Origin of the sequence: Streptomyces omiyaensis, from assembly GCF_014650895.1 — a bacterium.
Taxonomy (GTDB): Bacteria; Actinomycetota; Actinomycetes; order Streptomycetales; family Streptomycetaceae; genus Streptomyces; species Streptomyces omiyaensis.
The window spans coordinates 95,784-111,287 of record NZ_BMVV01000012.1; the positions used below are offsets into that span (position 1 = coordinate 95,784).

The window sequence follows — 15,504 nt, forward strand, 5'->3', positions numbered from 1 at the left end:
TCTCCAAAAAGTCGTACGTATCCGCGTCAGCGCGCGGCGGCGGCGATCGATTCCCGGGCGGCGGCGGCCACGGCCTCCGGCGTGAAACCGAACTCACGGAAGAGGACGTTGGCGTCGGCCGAGGCGCCGAAGTGCTCCAGCGACACGATCCGGCCGGCGTCGCCGACGTACTTGTGCCAGGTCAGGCCGACACCGGCCTCGACCGCCACGCGCGCCCTCACCGACGGCGGCAGGACGGCGTCCTTGTACGCCTGGTCCTGCTCCTCGAACCACTCCACCGACGGCATCGAGACCACCCGGGTCGGGACGCCCTCCGCCTGGAGCTGCTCACGGGCGCCGACGGCCAGGTGCACCTCGGAACCGGTCGCGACGATCACGACCTCCGGGGCCGTGTGCTGCCCGGAGGGCCCTTCGGCGTCGAAGAGCACGTAGCCGCCCTTGGCCGCGTCCTCGTTCGGCGCGTAGGTCGGCACGCCCTGACGGGTCAGCGCCAGACCGTGCGGCGCCCCCTTCAGGTACGCGCGCGTGTGCCGCTTCATGATCTCGCGCCAGGCGATCGCCGTCTCGTTGGCGTCGGCCGGACGGACCACGTTCAGGCCCGGGATCGCGCGCAGCGAGGCCAGGTGCTCCACCGGCTGGTGGGTCGGGCCGTCCTCGCCGAGACCGATCGAGTCGTGCGTCCACACGTAGGTGACCGGCAGGTGCATCAGGGCCGACAGGCGCACCGCGTTGCGCATGTAGTCCGAGAAGACCAGGAAGGTGCCGCCGTAGATGCGGGTGTTGCCGTGCAGCGCGATGCCGTTCATCTCCGCGGCCATGGCGTGCTCGCGGATGCCGAAGTGGATCGTGCGGCCGTACGGGTTCGCCTCCGGCAGCGGGTTGCCCTCGGGGAGGAAGGACGACGCCTTGTCGATCGTCGTGTTGTTCGAGCCCGCGAGGTCGGCCGAGCCGCCCCACAGCTCCGGGACGACCTCGCCCAGCGCCTGGAGGACCTTGCCCGAGGCGGCGCGGGTGGCGACGCTCTTGCCCGCCTCGAAGACCGGGAGCTTCTCCTCCCAGCCGGCCGGCAGCTCGTTCGCCTGGATCCGGTCGAACCCGGCGGCCCGCTCCGGGTTGGCCGTCCGCCACTCGGCGAGCTGCTTCTCCCACGCGGCGCGGGCCTCGCGGCCGCGGTCGCCGAGGGCGCGGGTGTGGCCGATGACCTCGTCGGAGACCTCGAAGCTCTGCTCCGGGTCGAAGCCCAGGACGCGCTTGGTGGCCGCGACCTCCTCGGCGCCGAGCGCCGAGCCGTGCGCGGCCTCGGTGTTCTGCGCGTTCGGCGCGGGCCAGGCGATGATCGAGCGCATGGCGATGAAGGACGGGCGGTCCGTCTCGGCCTCGGCTGCCCTGATCGCCGCGTACAGACCGGCCGGGTCCAGGTCGCCGTTGGCCTGCGGCTCCACGCGCTGCACGTGCCAGCCGTACGCCTCGTACCGCTTCAGCGTGTCCTCGGAGACGGCCGTCTCGGTGTCGCCCTCGATCGAGATGTGGTTGTCGTCCCACAGCAGGATCAGGTTGCCCAGCTTCTGGTGGCCCGCGAGCGAGGACGCCTCGGCGGAGATGCCCTCCTGGAGGCAGCCGTCGCCGGCGATCACGTAGACGTGGTGGTCGAAGGGGGAGGTGCCGGGGGCCGCCTCCGGGTCGAACAGACCGCGCTCGTAGCGGGCGGCCATCGCCATGCCCACCGCGTTGGCGACGCCCTGGCCCAGCGGGCCGGTGGTCGTCTCGACGCCGGCCGTGTGGCCGTACTCGGGGTGGCCCGGGGTCTTCGAGCCCCAGGTGCGGAACGCCTTGAGGTCGTCCAGCTCCAGTCCGAAGCCGCCCAGGTACAGCTGGGTGTACAGGGTCAGGGAGGAGTGGCCCGCGGAGAGCACGAAGCGGTCGCGGCCGACCCACTCGGGATCCGCCGGGTCGTGGCGCATCACCTTCTGGAAGAGGGTGTACGCGGCCGGTGCGAGGCTCATCGCGGTACCGGGATGGCCGTTGCCGACCTTCTGTACGGCGTCCGCGGCCAGGATGCGGGCGGTGTCGACGGCCCGCTGGTCCAATTCGGTCCACTGGAGGTCTGTGGTGGTCGGCTTAGTGCTCACCCTGAGTCAGGGCTCCTCTCCACATGTCTGTAGCCGGTGACTGAGGGTGTACCGGCGGTGTCGAGCCTACCCCCGAAAAAGCGCCCTCTTTTCGTGTCCATGCCCCTCAAATGAGCGGACAGAGCAAGAGTGCCGGTGGCCGTGGCGCTTCGCCTCCCGAACGGCGCGCCGAACCGTGTCCGCCCCTTGATACCGGGTCGGACGCCCGCCCGCGGGTGAGCCCCGCCAACACGACCCCACCCCCGCGAAGATCGGTGTCTGGGCAACGTCTACAGTGGCGTGGTACGCGCAAGTTTCACCCCGCCTTTATTCGGGGAACTTGCTGGGAATTTCTCTGTCAGGGGTGTGCGTGACGGCCGTCGAGTCCCGACCCGCAGGGGTCGTCTTGACTCCCAGCCCGGGGGGCCATCGGCCGTTCGGGGCCCGCGTCAAGGCATTCGTGGCGCTGACCAAGCCGCGGATCATCGAACTGCTCCTCATCACCACCGTTCCGGTGATGTTCCTCGCCGAGCAGGGCGTGCCCGACCTGTGGCTGGTGCTCGCCACCTGCTTCGGCGGCTACCTCTCGGCCGGCGGCGCCAACGCGCTCAACATGTACATCGACCGCGACATCGACGCGCTGATGGACCGCACCGCGCAGCGCCCGCTCGTGACCGGAATGGTCTCGCCGCGCGAGGGGCTGGTCTTCGGCCTCACCCTCGCCGTCGTCTCCACCCTCTGGTTCGGCCTCCTGGTCAACTGGCTCTCCGCCTGGCTCTCCCTCGGCGCGCTCCTCTTCTACGTGGTCATCTACACGATGATCCTCAAGCGGCGCACCGCGCAGAACATCGTCTGGGGCGGCATCGCCGGCTGCATGCCCGTCCTCATCGGCTGGTCCTCGGTCACGAACTCGATGTCCTGGGCCGCCGTCATCCTCTTCATGGTCATCTTCTTCTGGACGCCGCCGCACTACTGGCCGCTGTCGATGAAGGTGAAGGAGGACTACGCGCGCGTGGGCGTGCCGATGCTGCCGGTGGTCGCCTCCCACAAGGTCGTCGCCAAGCAGATCGTGCTCTACAGCTGGGTCATGGTCGCGGTCTCGCTGCTGCTCACCCCGCTGGGCTACACCGGCTGGTTCTACACCGCCGTCGCCCTCGCCACCGGCGGCTGGTGGCTGTGGGAGGCCCACGGCCTGCTCAACCGCGCCAAGGCCGAGGTCACCGGCGCGAAGCTCAAGGAGATGCGCCTCTTCCACTGGTCCATCACCTACGTGTCGCTGCTCTTCGTGGCCGTCGCGGTGGACCCCTTCCTGCGCTGACCCGGGACCGACCGGCTCCGACGGCCGGGTCGTGTGGGCTGTCCCACGCGGCCCGGCCGTCGCCAGTCGATCTACCCCTCGGTAGCATCCTTGCCATGGCAGACACCACGGAAGACACCACGGCCGTCTCCCCGCGCGCCGAGCGCAAGGCGGCCAAGCTGGCCAAGGAGATCCGCGCCTTCGGCAAGGAGCACGGCGGCGTCGAGGGCCAGCTCGCCCACATCGGCCAGGCCGGCACCCGGATCGTCCTCGTCGGCGAGGACGGCGGCTGGGGCGACCTGGTGGCCCCCACCCACGCGATCGCCCGGCAGGCCGCCGAGAAGGCCGGACTGACCCTGCACGACGAGTTCGACGGCGAGTTCGCCGCCAAGGTCGTCACCGGCCCCTACGAGTGGACCCGGATGGCCGGCATCCAGATCGGCGGCCCCGCCAACGCCTGAACCGGCCGCCGGCCCGCCCGGGCCGGCCGACGGCGACGGCGCCAGGCAACAACCTCGTGCGGGGCTCACCCGTTAGGACGTGGGGAGACACGTCCACGCAGGGAGCCCTCCGAGATGATCGACACGCCACGCCTGGTGGACCAGTACTGCCACGGGGTGCTCCGGACGGAGCTGGGCCTCGGCACCTTCGAGGCCCACCTCGGCCCGGCAGCCGTCCTGCCCGCCTCCGGCACCACCTTCTTCGACACCCAGACGGGCTTCGCCGTACGCCGCTGGTGCCCGCCGCTCCTCGGCCTCGAGGCGCACTGCCCGCCCGCCCGCTACCTCGCCCGCCGCCGCGAGCTCGGCGTCGCCGAGACCGGCCGCCGGCTGCTGCGGGGCGCCGGCGTCGGCACCTACCTCGTCGACACCGGTCTGCCCGGCGACCTCACCGGGCCCGCCGAACTCGCCGCCGCCGGACGGGGCCGCGCCCACGAGATCGTGCGCCTCGAACCCCTCGCCGAACAGGTCGCCGACACCTCCGGGACCGTCGACGCCTTCCTCGCCAACCTCACCGAGGCCGTCCAGGACGCCGCCGTCCGCTCGGTGGCCTTCTCCTCGGCCGCCGCCGCGCGCTGCGGCCTCGCCGCCGGCGCCGAGGCCCCCGGCCGCGCCGACGTCCGCCGGGCCACCGGGCGCTGGCTCGCCGACCGGTCCGCCGGGGGCCCCCTCGACTCCCCGGTGCTCCTGCGCCACCTGTTGTGGATCGCGGTGGGCGCGGGACGCCCGCTCCAGCTGCACACCGGGGACCGCGACCCGGGCGCCCTGGCCGGCTTCGCCGCCGCCACCTCCGGGCTCGGAGCCGACCTCGTCCTGCTGCACGGCTCGCCGCACCACCGGACGGCGGCGCGGCTGGCCGGGGCCTTCCCGCACGTCTACGCGGACCTGGGCGCCGCCCTCGCCCACACCGGGGCCCGGGCGGCGGACGTCCTCGCCGAGGTCCTGGAGCTCGCCCCCTTCGGCAAGCTGCTCTACTCCAGCGGCGCCCGCGCCCTGCCCGAGCTGCACGTGGTGGCCGCCAGCGCCTTCCGCGCCGCCCTCGGCCGGGTGCTGGGCTCCTGGGTCCTGGACGGCGCCTGGTCGCGCACCGACGCCCAGCGGGTCGCCTCGATGATCGCCGCGGACAACGCGACGCGGGTCTACCGGCTGGGGTGAGCGGCCGGTGGACCCGCGTCGGGGTGCGGGGGAGCGTCAGACCGAGGCCGGCTCCGGGTCCGCCTGGGCCGGGATCTCCGCCGTCGGCAGCGGCCGCTCGCGCAGGCTCAGGGCCAGGCGGAGCACCGCGATCCACATCAGCGAGGAGCCGAGCATGTGGGCGGCGACGAGGAGCTCGGGGACGCCGGTGAAGTACTGGACGTAACCGATGACGCCCTGCGCGAGGACCACGACCAGCAGGTCGCGGGCGCGGGCGCGGGTGTCGTCCGGGGCGTCGACGACGCGCAGGACCAGCCACATGGCGACGGCGAGGGCGCAGACGGCCCAGGCGGCGATGGCGTGGAGGTGGGCGGCGTTCGTCCAGTCCCACGGCATGCGGGGCACGTCGCTGCTGTCGCCCGCGTGCTTGCCGGCGCCGGTCACCGTGGTGCCCAGCACGATCAGCAGGCCCGAGACGATCGTGATCGCCCAGGACAGCTTCCGTACCGGGCCGGGCACGCGCGGGCGCGCGGGGGTGTCGCCCTCGCCGGTCCGGTGCCAGGTGATCACCGCGACGGTGAGCAGGGCGTTGGCGGCCAGGAAGTGACCGGCCACCGTCCACGGGTTGAGGCCCATCCAGACGGTGATGCCGCCGATGACGGCGTTGCTCATCACGATCCAGAACTGCGCCCAGCCCCAGCGGGTCAGGCCGCGGCGCCACGGCTTGGTCGAGCGGGCGGCGACGATCGCCCAGCCGACGGCGGCCGACAGGACGTAGGTCAGCATCCGGTTGCCGAACTCGATCAGTCCGCGGTAGCCCTGCTCGGGCGTCACGATCAGGCTGTCGTCCGTGCACTTGGGCCAGGTGTCGCAGCCGAGACCGGAACCGGTCAGCCGGACCGCGCCACCCGTCACGATGATGAGCACGCTCATCACGACGGCGGAGAGCGCGGCGCGCCGGAGGATCCGGGGGGAGGGCGTCCAGCGCCGGGCGATGAAGGCGAGGGGGGTCTGCACGGGCCCTATCGTAGGCGCGGGCTTGTGCACGCTTTCACGAGGGGTGGCTTGTCGGGAAACGTCACCCTCTGGTCCCTTCCGGCTACTCCGGGCGCCTCCCCCGGGCGGCTACTCCCAGCGGAAGAAGCGCGCGGCCGCCCCGAGCCCCAGGACGGCCCAGACGGCGAGGATCAGGGCGTCCGCCCACGGCATGCCCGCGCCGCCCTGGAGGACGTCCCTGAGGCCGTCGGAGAGGGCGGAGACGGGCAGCAGCGCCAGGACGTCGCCGGCCGCGCCGAACTTCTCCAGCGGGACGATCACCCCGCCGCCGACCAGGAGCAGCAGGAAGACCAGGTTGGCCGCGGCGAGGGTGGCCTCGGCCCTGAGCGTGCCGGCCATCAGCAGCCCGAGCCCGGAGAAGGCGGCGGTGCCGAGGACCAGCAGGAGCAGGACGGCGAGCGGGCCGCCCTGCGGGGACCAGCCGAGAGCGAGCGCGATGCCGGTCAGGAGCGCGATCTGGAGGACCTCGGTGACCAGCACGGAGAGGGTCTTCGCGGTCATCAGGGCCCAGCGGGGCAGCGGGGAGGCGCCCAGCCGCTTCAGGACCCCGTAGCGGCGCTCGAAGCCGGTGGCGATGGCCTGGCCGGTGAAGGCGGTGGACATCACGGCGAGCGCGAGGACGCCGGGGGCGAGGAAGTCGACGGCCTTCCCCTCGCCGGTGTCGACGACGTCGACGGTCGAGAAGAGCACCAGGAGGAGCGACGGGATGATCACCGTGAGGAGGAGCTGCTCGCCGTTGCGGAGCAGCATCCGGGTCTCCAGGGCGGTCTGGGCCGCGATCATCCGGCCGACCGGGGCGGCGCCCGGAGCGGGGGAGTGGGTGCCTGCGCTCACGACCGGAGCTCCTTGCCCGTCAGTTCGAGGAAGACGTCCTCGAGGGTGTGGCGCTCGACCGAGATGCGGTCGGGCATGACGCCGTGCTGGGCGCACCAGCTGGTCACGGTGGCGAGCAGCTGGGGGTCGACGGTGCCGGTGATCCGGTAGGAGCCGGGGAGCGGCTCGGCGGCCTCGGTGCCGTCGGGGAGCGCCTTGAGCAGGGAGCCGAGGTCGAGCCCGGGGCGGCCGGCGAAGCGGAGGGTGTTCTCGGCGCCGCCGCGGCAGAGCTGCTCGGGGCTGCCCTGGGCGGCGACCCGGCCGGCGTCGACGATGGCGACGTCGTCGGCGAGCTCCTCGGCCTCCTGCATGAAGTGGGTGGTGAGGACGACGGTGACGCCGTCGGCGCGCAGCTCGCGGACGAGGTCCCAGGTGGCGCGGCGGGCCTGCGGGTCGAGGCCGGCGGTGGGCTCGTCGAGGAAGACGAGCTCCGGGCGCCCGACGACGGCCATGGCGAGCGAGAGGCGCTGCTGCTGCCCGCCGGAGAGGCGCCGGTAGGCCGTCCGGCCGCAGGAGCCGAGGCCGAGGCGCTCGATCAGGGCGTCGACGTCCAGCGGGTGGGCGTGCAGCTTCGCCATGTGGCGGAGCATCTCGTCGGCGCGGGCGCCGGAGTAGACGCCGCCGGACTGGAGCATCACGCCGACGCGGGGGCGCAGGGCGGCGGCGTCGGCGACCGGGTCGAGGCCGAGGACGCGGACGGTGCCGGCGTCCTGCCTGCGGTAGCCCTCGCAGGTCTCGATCGTGGTGGTCTTGCCGGCGCCGTTGGGGCCGAGGACGGCGGTGACAGTGCCGGTCCGCACGTCGAGGTCGAGGCCGTCGACGGCGGTCTTGGTGCCGTACCGCTTGACCAGGCCGCGGACGCGGACGGCGGTGCCGACGGGCTCGTTCTCCATGCGGGGAAGTCTAAGGACCCGCCGGGGCGGGGCGGGCCGCGGCCCCGGGGGAGGAGGGCCGGGCGGTGCCGTATGCGCGGTCGCGTGCGGGGCAGGAGCGCCGTATGACGGTCTTCGTGGGCACCTCGGGATGGCAGTACCGGGACTGGCGCGGCACCTTCTACCCCGAGGGCGTGCCGCAGCGGCTCTGGCTGGAGGAGTACGCGGGCCGGTTCGCCACGGTGGAGAACAACGGCTCCTTCTACCGGCTGCCCGAGCGGTCGACCTTCGCGGCCTGGCGCAGACGGACGCCCGAGGGCTTCGTCATGGCGGTCAAGGCGACCCGGCGGCTGACCCACGACAAGCGGCTGCGGGAGCCGGAGGAGCTGGTGGCGGAGCTGATGGGGCGGGCCGAGGCGCTCGGTGACCGGCTGGGGCCGGTGCTGCTCCAGTTCCCGCCGTCGCTGCGGGCCGACACGGGGCTGCTCGACGCGGTCCTCGCCTGTTTCCCGGCCGGGGTGCGGGTGGCCGTCGAGCCGCGGCACGCCTCGTGGTGGACGGACCGGACCGAGGCGGTGCTGGCGGAGCGGGGGGCCGCGCTGTGCTGGGCGGACCGGAAGTCCCGGCCGGTGACCCCGCTGTGGCGGACGGCGGACTGGGGCTATCTGCGCCTGCACGAGGGCCGGGCCCGGCCGTGGCCGGCGTACGGCCGGCGGGCGCTGGAGAGCTGGGTGGAGCGGCTCGCCGAGGGACGGCCGAAGGGGGCGGACGCGTACGTCTACTTCAACAACGACCCGGGGGTCGAGGCACCCCGTGACGCGGCCGTCTTCCGCGACCTGATGAGCGCGGCGGGGCGGCCGGTCGCCGTGCCGACGCCGGGGCGGGACGAGGGGGAACCGGCTGGTCAGGGCAGTGGGATTCGTCCTACGAATGATCGTTTCCGCAGGTCAGGTAAGCCTTACCTGAGTGATGCACGCCATCGTGACCACTTCCGGCGCGGCTTGTCACTGCCTGATTAATTACGCAACAATGGCGTTGTGAAAAACCTTGGCGCGGCTCCGTCGGAGGAACTCGCGACCCGAGAGCGGTCCACACGCAACCGGGTCGCGCGGTCCATCCTGGACCACGGGCCGTCCACCGTCGCCGACCTCGCCGAGCGGCTGGGCCTCACCCAGGCCGCGGTCCGCCGCCACCTCGACGCGCTCGTCGCCGAGCAGGTGGTCGAGGCCCGCGAGAAGCGCGTCTACGGAGCCCGCACCCGCGGCCGCCCCGCCAAGGTCTTCGCCCTCACCGACTGCGGCCGGGACGCCTTCGACCAGTCGTACGACTCCCTCGCCGTCGAGGCGCTCCGCTGGATCGAGCGCAACGCCGGCGGAGAGGCCGCCGTCGCCGCCTTCGCCCGCGACCGGATCGAGGCCCAGGCGGAGTCCTACCGGGAGGCCGTCGAGTCGGTCGAGCCGGAACAGCGGGCCGAGGCGTTGGCCAAGGCCCTGACGGCGGACGGGTACGCTGCCACTGCGCGCAACGCGCCGGTCGGCGAGCAGCTCTGCCAGCACCACTGCCCGGTCGCCCACGTCGCCGAGCAGTACCCCCAGCTGTGCGAGGCGGAAACGGAGATCTTCTCCCGCCTCCTGGGAACGCACGTCCAGCGCCTGGCCACCATCGCCCACGGTGACGGCGTCTGCACCACGTTCATCCCGCACAGCGCCCCACAGACCACCGAAACAGCATCTGTCAGCACGGCCGGGAGGAACCCCGCATGACCACCGAGATCAGCCACCCCGAGCTCGAGGGCCTGGGTCGGTACGAGTACGGCTGGGCCGACTCGGACGCGGCCGGCGCCACTGCCAAGCGCGGTCTGGGCGAGGAAGTCGTCCGCGACATCTCCTCGAAGAAGAACGAGCCCGAGTGGATGCTGAAGCTGCGTCTCAAGGGTCTGCGCCTCTTCGACAAGAAGCCCATGCCGACCTGGGGATCCGACCTCGGCGGCATCGACTTCGACAACATCAAGTACTTCGTGCGGTCCACCGAGAAGCAGGCGGCCTCCTGGGAGGAGCTGCCGGAGGACATCAAGAACACGTACGACAAGCTCGGCATCCCGGAGGCGGAGAAGCAGCGCCTCGTCGCCGGTGTCGCCGCCCAGTACGAGTCCGAGGTCGTCTACCACCAGATCCGCGAGGACCTGGAGGAGCAGGGCGTCATCTTCGTCGACACCGACACCGCGCTGAAGGAGCACGAGGAGCTCTTCAAGGAGTACTTCGGCACCGTCATCCCGGTCGGCGACAACAAGTTCGCCTCCCTGAACACCGCCGTCTGGTCCGGCGGATCGTTCATCTACGTGCCGAAGGGCGTGCACGTCGAGATCCCGCTCCAGGCCTACTTCCGCATCAACACGGAGAACATGGGCCAGTTCGAGCGGACGCTGATCATCGTCGACGAGGACGCCTACGTCCACTACGTCGAGGGCTGCACCGCCCCGATCTACTCCTCCGACTCGCTGCACTCCGCGGTCGTCGAGATCATCGTGAAGAAGGGCGGCCGCTGCCGCTACACGACCATCCAGAACTGGTCGAACAACGTCTACAACCTGGTGACCAAGCGCGCCGTCGCCTACGAGGGCGCCACCATGGAGTGGGTCGACGGCAACATCGGCTCCAAGGTCACCATGAAGTACCCGGCCGTCTACCTGATGGGCGAGCACGCCAAGGGCGAGACCCTCTCCATCGCCTTCGCGGGCGAGGGCCAGCACCAGGACGCCGGCGCCAAGATGGTCCACATGGCCCCGAACACCTCGTCGTCCATCGTCTCCAAGTCGGTGGCGCGCGGCGGCGGCCGCACCTCCTACCGCGGCCTCATCGAGATCGGCGAGGGCGCCCCCGGCGCCAAGTCCAACGTCCTCTGCGACGCGCTGCTCGTCGACACCATCTCCCGCTCCGACACGTACCCCTACGTGGACGTGCGCGAGGACGACGTGACCATGGGCCACGAGGCCACCGTCTCCAAGGTCTCCGAGGACCAGCTCTTCTACCTGATGCAGCGCGGTCTCACCGAGCAGGAGGCCATGGCGATGATCGTCCGCGGCTTCGTCGAGCCGATCGCCAAGGAGCTGCCGATGGAGTACGCGCTGGAGCTGAACCGGCTGATCGAGCTGCAGATGGAAGGCGCGGTCGGCTAAGCGCCCCCGCCCCCTCCGTACCGCAGCGACTGATTCTTTACGCAGGAAGAGAGCAAGACGACAGCCATGGCTGAGGCTCAGAACATCCCCGCGGGCTCCACCACCGCGGGCTCGATCGCGGTGGCCGCAGAGTCCACCGTCGCCACCCGCATGAGCGCCCCGCCGTCCTTCGACGTCGCGGACTTCCCCGTCCCGCACGGACGCGAGGAGGAGTGGCGCTTCACCCCGCTCGCCCGCCTCCGCGGCCTGCACGACGGCACCGCCGTCGCGACCGGCGAGGGCGTCCGGGTCGAGATCGAGGCCCCCGAGGGCGTCACCGTGGAGACCGTCGGCCGCGAGGACGAGCGGCTGCGCAAGGCCGGCAAGCCGGTCGACCGCGTCGCCGCCCAGGCGTACTCCTCCTTCGAGAAGGCCTCGGTCGTCACCGTCGCCAAGGAGGCCGTCCTCGACGAGCCGATCCGGATCGCCGTGCACGGCCAGGGCGGCGTCGCCTTCGGCCACCAGGTGATCGAGCTCGGCGCCTTCGCCGAGGCCGTCGTCGTCATCGACCACACCGGTGACGCGGTGCTCGCCGCCAACGTGGACTTCGTCCTCGGCGACGGCGCCAAGCTCACCGTCGTCTCCGTGCAGGACTGGGAGAAGGACGCCGTCCACGTCGCCCAGCACAACGCGCTGCTCGGCCGCGACGCCTCCTTCAAGTCGGTCGTGGTCACCTTCGGCGGCGACGTCGTCCGCCTCCACCCGCGCGTCAGCTACGCCGCCCCCGGCGGCTCGGCCGAGCTCTTCGGCCTCTACTTCACCGACGCCGGCCAGCACCAGGAGCACCGCCTCCTGGTCGACCACAACACCCCGCACTGCTCCTCGAACGTGGCCTACAAGGGCGCGCTCCAGGGCCAGGACGCCCACGCGGTGTGGATCGGCGACGTCCTCATCCAGGCCGCGGCCGAGGGCACCGACACCTACGAGCTCAACCGGAACCTGGTCCTCACCGACGGCGCCCGGGTCGACTCCGTGCCGAACCTGGAGATCGAGACCGGTGAGATCGCCGGCGCCGGCCACGCCTCCGCCACCGGCCGCTTCGACGACGAGCAGCTCTTCTACCTGATGGCCCGCGGCATCCCGGAGACCGAGGCCCGCCGCCTCGTCGTCCGCGGCTTCTTCGCCGAGCTGGTCCAGCAGATCGGTCTGCCGGACGTCGAGGAGCGCCTGATCGCCAAGGTCGAGGCCGAGCTGGAGGCCTCCGTCTGATGGCCTTCGTCCGAGTCTGCGCACTGAGCGAGCTGGAGGCCGACACCCCGAAGCGGGTCGAGGTCGACGGCACGCCGGTGTCGGTCGTCCACACCGAGGGCGAGGTGTTCGCGGTCAACGACATCTGCTCGCACGCGAACGTCTCCCTCTCGGAGGGCGAGGTCGAGGACTGCGCCATCGAGTGCTGGCTGCACGGTTCCAGCTTCGACCTCCGTACCGGCAAGCCGTCCGGCCTTCCCGCGACGCGCCCCGTCCCCGTGTACCCCGTAAAGATCGAAGGGGACGATGTGCTCGTCTCCGTCACCCAGGAGTCCTGAGTCACCCATGGCAACGCTCGAAATCCACGACCTGCACGTCTCCGTCGACGCGGAGAACGGCCCCCGCGAGATCCTCAAGGGTGTCGACCTGACCATCAAGCAGGGCGAGACCCACGCGGTCATGGGCCCCAACGGCTCCGGCAAGTCGACCCTGGCGTACTCCCTGGCGGGCCACCCCAAGTACACGGTCACCGGCGGCACCGTCACCCTCGACGGCGAGGACGTCCTGGAGATGTCCGTCGACGAGCGCGCCCGCGCCGGCGTCTTCCTCGCCATGCAGTACCCGGTCGAGGTCCCCGGCGTCTCGGTCTCCAACTTCCTGCGCACCTCCGCCACCGCGATCCGCGGCGAGGCCCCCAAGCTCCGCACCTGGGTCAAGGAGGTCAAGGAGGCCATGGAGAAGCTCTCCATGGACCCGGCCTTCGCCGAGCGCAACGTCAACGAGGGCTTCTCCGGCGGTGAGAAGAAGCGCCACGAGATCCTCCAGCTGGAGCTCCTCAAGCCGAAGATCGCGATCCTCGACGAGACCGACTCCGGCCTCGACGTCGACGCCCTGCGCATCGTCTCCGAGGGCGTCAACCGCGTCCGCGAGACGGGCGAGGTCGGCACCCTCCTCATCACCCACTACACGCGCATCCTGCGCTACATCAAGCCCGACTTCGTGCACGTGTTCGCGAACGGCCGCATCGTCGAGTCCGGTGGCGCCGAGCTCGCCGACCAGCTGGAGAACGAGGGCTACGACAAGTACGTGAAGGGGGGCGCATCCGCGTGACTTCCGCCCATCAGGGGCTGACCGGCCTCCTCGACACCGAGGCGATCCGCAAGGACTTCCCGCTCCTGGATCGCACGGTCCACGACGGCAAGAAGATCGTGTACCTGGACTCCGCGGCCACCTCGCAGAAGCCGCGGCAGGTCCTCGACGCGCTCAACGCCTACTACGAGCGGCACAACGCCAACGTCCACCGCGGCGTCTACACGGTCGCCGAGGAGGCCACCGCGCTGTACGAGGGTGCCCGCGACAAGGTCGCCGCCTTCATCAACGCGCCGAGCCGCAACGAGGTGATCTTCACCAAGAACGCCTCCGAGTCGCTCAACCTCGTGGCCAACATGCTGGGCTGGGCCGAAGAGCCCTACCGCGTGGACCACGAGACCGAGATCGCCATCACGGAGATGGAGCACCACTCCAACATCGTCCCGTGGCAGCTGCTCTCGCAGCGCACCGGCGCGAAGCTGAAGTGGTTCGGCCTCACCGACGACGGCCGCCTCGACCTGTCGAACATCGACGAGGTCATCACGGAGAAGACGAAGATCGTCTCCTTCACGCTGGTCTCCAACCTGCTCGGCACCCAGAACCCGGTCGAGACGATCGTCCGGCGCGCCCAGGAGGTCGGTGCGCTCGTCTGCATCGACGCCTCCCAGGCGGCCCCGCACCAGGTCCTGGACGTGCAGGCGCTCCAGGCCGACTTCGTGGCCTTCACCGGCCACAAGATGTGCGCCCCGACCGGCATCGGCGTGCTGTGGGGACGGCAGGAGCTCCTGGAGGACCTCCCGCCCTTCCTCGGCGGCGGCGAGATGATCGAGACCGTCTCGATGCACTCCTCCACCTACGCGCCGGCCCCGCACAAGTTCGAGGCGGGTACGCCCCCGATCGCCCAGGCCGTCGGCCTCGGCGCGGCCGTGGACTACCTGTCGGCGATCGGCATGGAGAACATCGCGCGCCACGAGCACGCGATCACCGAGTACGCCGTCCGCCGCCTCCAGGAGGTTCCGGACCTGCGGATCATCGGCCCCACCACGGCCGAGGACCGCGGCGCGGCGATCTCCTTCACGCTCGGCGACATCCACCCGCACGACGTGGGTCAGGTCCTCGACGAGCAGGGCATCGCGGTCCGGGTCGGCCACCACTGCGCGCGGCCGGTCTGCCTCCGGTACGGAATTCCCGCGACCACGCGGGCGTCGTTCTATCTGTACTCCACTCCGGCCGAGGTCGACGCCCTGGTCGAGGGGCTGGAGCACGTCCGCAATTTCTTCGGTTAGGAGCGGAGCGACGTGAAGCTGGATTCGATGTACCAGGACGTCATCCTGGACCACTACAAGCACCCGCACGGGCGGGGCTTGCGGGACGGCGACGCCGAGGTGCACCACGTCAACCCGACGTGCGGCGACGAGATCACGCTCCGCGTGAAGTACGACGGCGACCGCGTCGAGGACATCTCGTACGAGGGCCAGGGCTGCTCCATCAGCCAGGCCTCGGCCTCCGTCCTCAACGAGCTCCTCGTCGGCAAGGAGCTGGTCGAGGCGCAGCGGATCCAGGGCACCTTCCTGGAGCTGATGCAGTCCAAGGGCCAGCTGGAGCCCGACGACGCCATGGAGGAGGTGCTGGAGGACGCCGTCGCGTTCGCCGGCGTCTCCAAGTACCCGGCCCGGGTGAAGTGCGCGCTGCTCAGCTGGATGGCGTGGAAGGACGCGACCGCCCAGGCCCTGGGCGGAGACGACCAGAAGTCTGTGAGGAAGTCGGCATGACCGAGAACATCGAGGCCACGATCAAGCCGGCCTCCGAAGAGGAGATCCGCGAGGCCCTGTACGACGTCGTCGACCCCGAGCTGGGCATCGACGTCGTCAACCTGGGCCTGATCTACGGGATCCACATCGACGACGCGAACATCGCGACGCTCGACATGACGCTGACCTCGGCGGCCTGTCCGCTGACCGACGTCATCGAGGACCAGGCCCGCGCGGCCACCGACGGCATCGTCAACGAGCTGCGCATCAACTGGGTCTGGATGCCCCCGTGGGGCCCGGACAAGATCACCGACGACGGCCGCGAGCAGCTGCGCGCGCTGGGCTTCAACGTCTGAGCCGTCACCGTACGAGGAGGGGCCCCCGGCATCGCGCCGGGGGCCCCTCCTCGTCCGCGGGCCGGG

General features: G+C 71.3%; 15 protein-coding genes and 1 pseudogene. 12 read left to right on the forward strand and 4 right to left on the reverse strand.

All coding sequences use genetic code 11. From position 1 onward, the window contains the following. Window positions 1-26: 26 nt before the first annotated feature. Window positions 27-2,129 (reverse strand): transketolase, encoded by a 2,103-nt coding sequence (gene tkt / locus IE287_RS20980; RefSeq protein WP_189850661.1) that lies wholly within the window; start codon window positions 2,127-2,129, stop codon window positions 27-29. A gap of 343 nt (window positions 2,130-2,472) precedes the next feature. On the opposite strand from tkt, the gene IE287_RS20985 reads away from it, so the two are divergent. The 3 genes from IE287_RS20985 to IE287_RS20995 all read left to right on the forward strand — a co-directional run bounded on the left by IE287_RS20985 (window position 2,473) and on the right by IE287_RS20995 (window position 5,060). Further along, complete coding sequence (locus IE287_RS20985) at window positions 2,473-3,426, forward strand: heme o synthase (protein WP_189850662.1); 954 nt, start codon at window positions 2,473-2,475, stop codon at window positions 3,424-3,426. A 95-nt stretch (window positions 3,427-3,521) separates the two neighbouring features. Further along, complete coding sequence (locus IE287_RS20990) at window positions 3,522-3,866, forward strand: hypothetical protein (protein ID WP_189850663.1); 345 nt, start codon at window positions 3,522-3,524, stop codon at window positions 3,864-3,866. Between the two features lie 114 nt (window positions 3,867-3,980). Beyond that, window positions 3,981-5,060, forward strand: a complete 1,080-nt coding sequence (locus IE287_RS20995; RefSeq protein WP_189850664.1) for an amidohydrolase family protein — start codon at window positions 3,981-3,983, stop codon at window positions 5,058-5,060. Window positions 5,061-5,096: 36 nt separating this feature from the next. Here the strand turns inward: IE287_RS20995 and IE287_RS21000 are convergent, their stop codons facing one another. The 3 genes from IE287_RS21000 to IE287_RS21010 all read right to left on the reverse strand — a co-directional run bounded on the left by IE287_RS21000 (window position 5,097) and on the right by IE287_RS21010 (window position 7,861). Then, a complete protein-coding gene (locus IE287_RS21000) occupies window positions 5,097-6,086 on the reverse strand; it encodes a COX15/CtaA family protein (RefSeq protein WP_189850665.1) in 990 nt (329 codons plus the stop codon). Window positions 6,087-6,164: 78 nt separating this feature from the next. Continuing rightward, a complete protein-coding gene (locus tag IE287_RS21005) occupies window positions 6,165-6,929 on the reverse strand; it encodes an ABC transporter permease (protein ID WP_189850666.1) in 765 nt (254 codons plus the stop codon). Next, entirely contained in the window at window positions 6,926-7,861 is a 936-nt protein-coding gene (locus tag IE287_RS21010; protein ID WP_189850667.1) for an ABC transporter ATP-binding protein, read from the reverse strand. The genes IE287_RS21005 and IE287_RS21010 overlap by 4 nt, the downstream gene beginning before the upstream one ends. A gap of 104 nt (window positions 7,862-7,965) precedes the next feature. Between IE287_RS21010 and IE287_RS21015 the strand changes: the two are divergent. The 9 genes and pseudogenes from IE287_RS21015 to IE287_RS21055 all read left to right on the forward strand — a co-directional run. Further along, window positions 7,966-8,724, forward strand: a pseudogene (locus tag IE287_RS21015) (DUF72 domain-containing protein); the annotation flags it as partial. Between the two features lie 153 nt (window positions 8,725-8,877). Next, the gene (locus IE287_RS21020; RefSeq protein WP_189850669.1) at window positions 8,878-9,603 is read left to right on the forward strand and encodes a helix-turn-helix transcriptional regulator; all 726 of its coding nucleotides are present in this window, start codon (window positions 8,878-8,880) and stop codon (window positions 9,601-9,603) included. After that, on the forward strand, window positions 9,600-11,015 hold the full coding sequence (gene sufB / locus IE287_RS21025) for a Fe-S cluster assembly protein SufB (protein WP_189850670.1): 1,416 nt from the start codon (window positions 9,600-9,602) through the stop codon (window positions 11,013-11,015). Before IE287_RS21020 ends, sufB begins: the two co-directional genes overlap by 4 nt. 66 nt (window positions 11,016-11,081) lie before the next feature. Further along, window positions 11,082-12,263 (forward strand): Fe-S cluster assembly protein SufD, encoded by a 1,182-nt coding sequence (sufD, locus tag IE287_RS21030; protein ID WP_189850671.1) that lies wholly within the window; start codon window positions 11,082-11,084, stop codon window positions 12,261-12,263. Beyond that, entirely contained in the window at window positions 12,263-12,580 is a 318-nt protein-coding gene (locus IE287_RS21035) for a bifunctional 3-phenylpropionate/cinnamic acid dioxygenase ferredoxin subunit (protein WP_189850672.1), read from the forward strand. The genes sufD and IE287_RS21035 overlap by 1 nt, the downstream gene beginning before the upstream one ends. Window positions 12,581-12,587: 7 nt before the next feature. Continuing rightward, on the forward strand, window positions 12,588-13,352 hold the full coding sequence (gene sufC, locus IE287_RS21040; protein WP_189850673.1) for a Fe-S cluster assembly ATPase SufC: 765 nt from the start codon (window positions 12,588-12,590) through the stop codon (window positions 13,350-13,352). After that, complete coding sequence (locus IE287_RS21045; protein WP_189850674.1) at window positions 13,349-14,617, forward strand: cysteine desulfurase; 1,269 nt, start codon at window positions 13,349-13,351, stop codon at window positions 14,615-14,617. The genes sufC and IE287_RS21045 overlap by 4 nt, the downstream gene beginning before the upstream one ends. Window positions 14,618-14,629: 12 nt before the next feature. Beyond that, window positions 14,630-15,103, forward strand: a complete 474-nt coding sequence (gene sufU, locus IE287_RS21050) for a Fe-S cluster assembly sulfur transfer protein SufU (protein ID WP_189850675.1) — start codon at window positions 14,630-14,632, stop codon at window positions 15,101-15,103. After that, window positions 15,100-15,438, forward strand: coding sequence for a metal-sulfur cluster assembly factor (locus tag IE287_RS21055; protein WP_189850676.1), 339 nt, complete (start codon window positions 15,100-15,102; stop codon window positions 15,436-15,438). Before sufU ends, IE287_RS21055 begins: the two co-directional genes overlap by 4 nt. The last annotated feature ends 66 nt before the right edge of the window (window positions 15,439-15,504 follow it).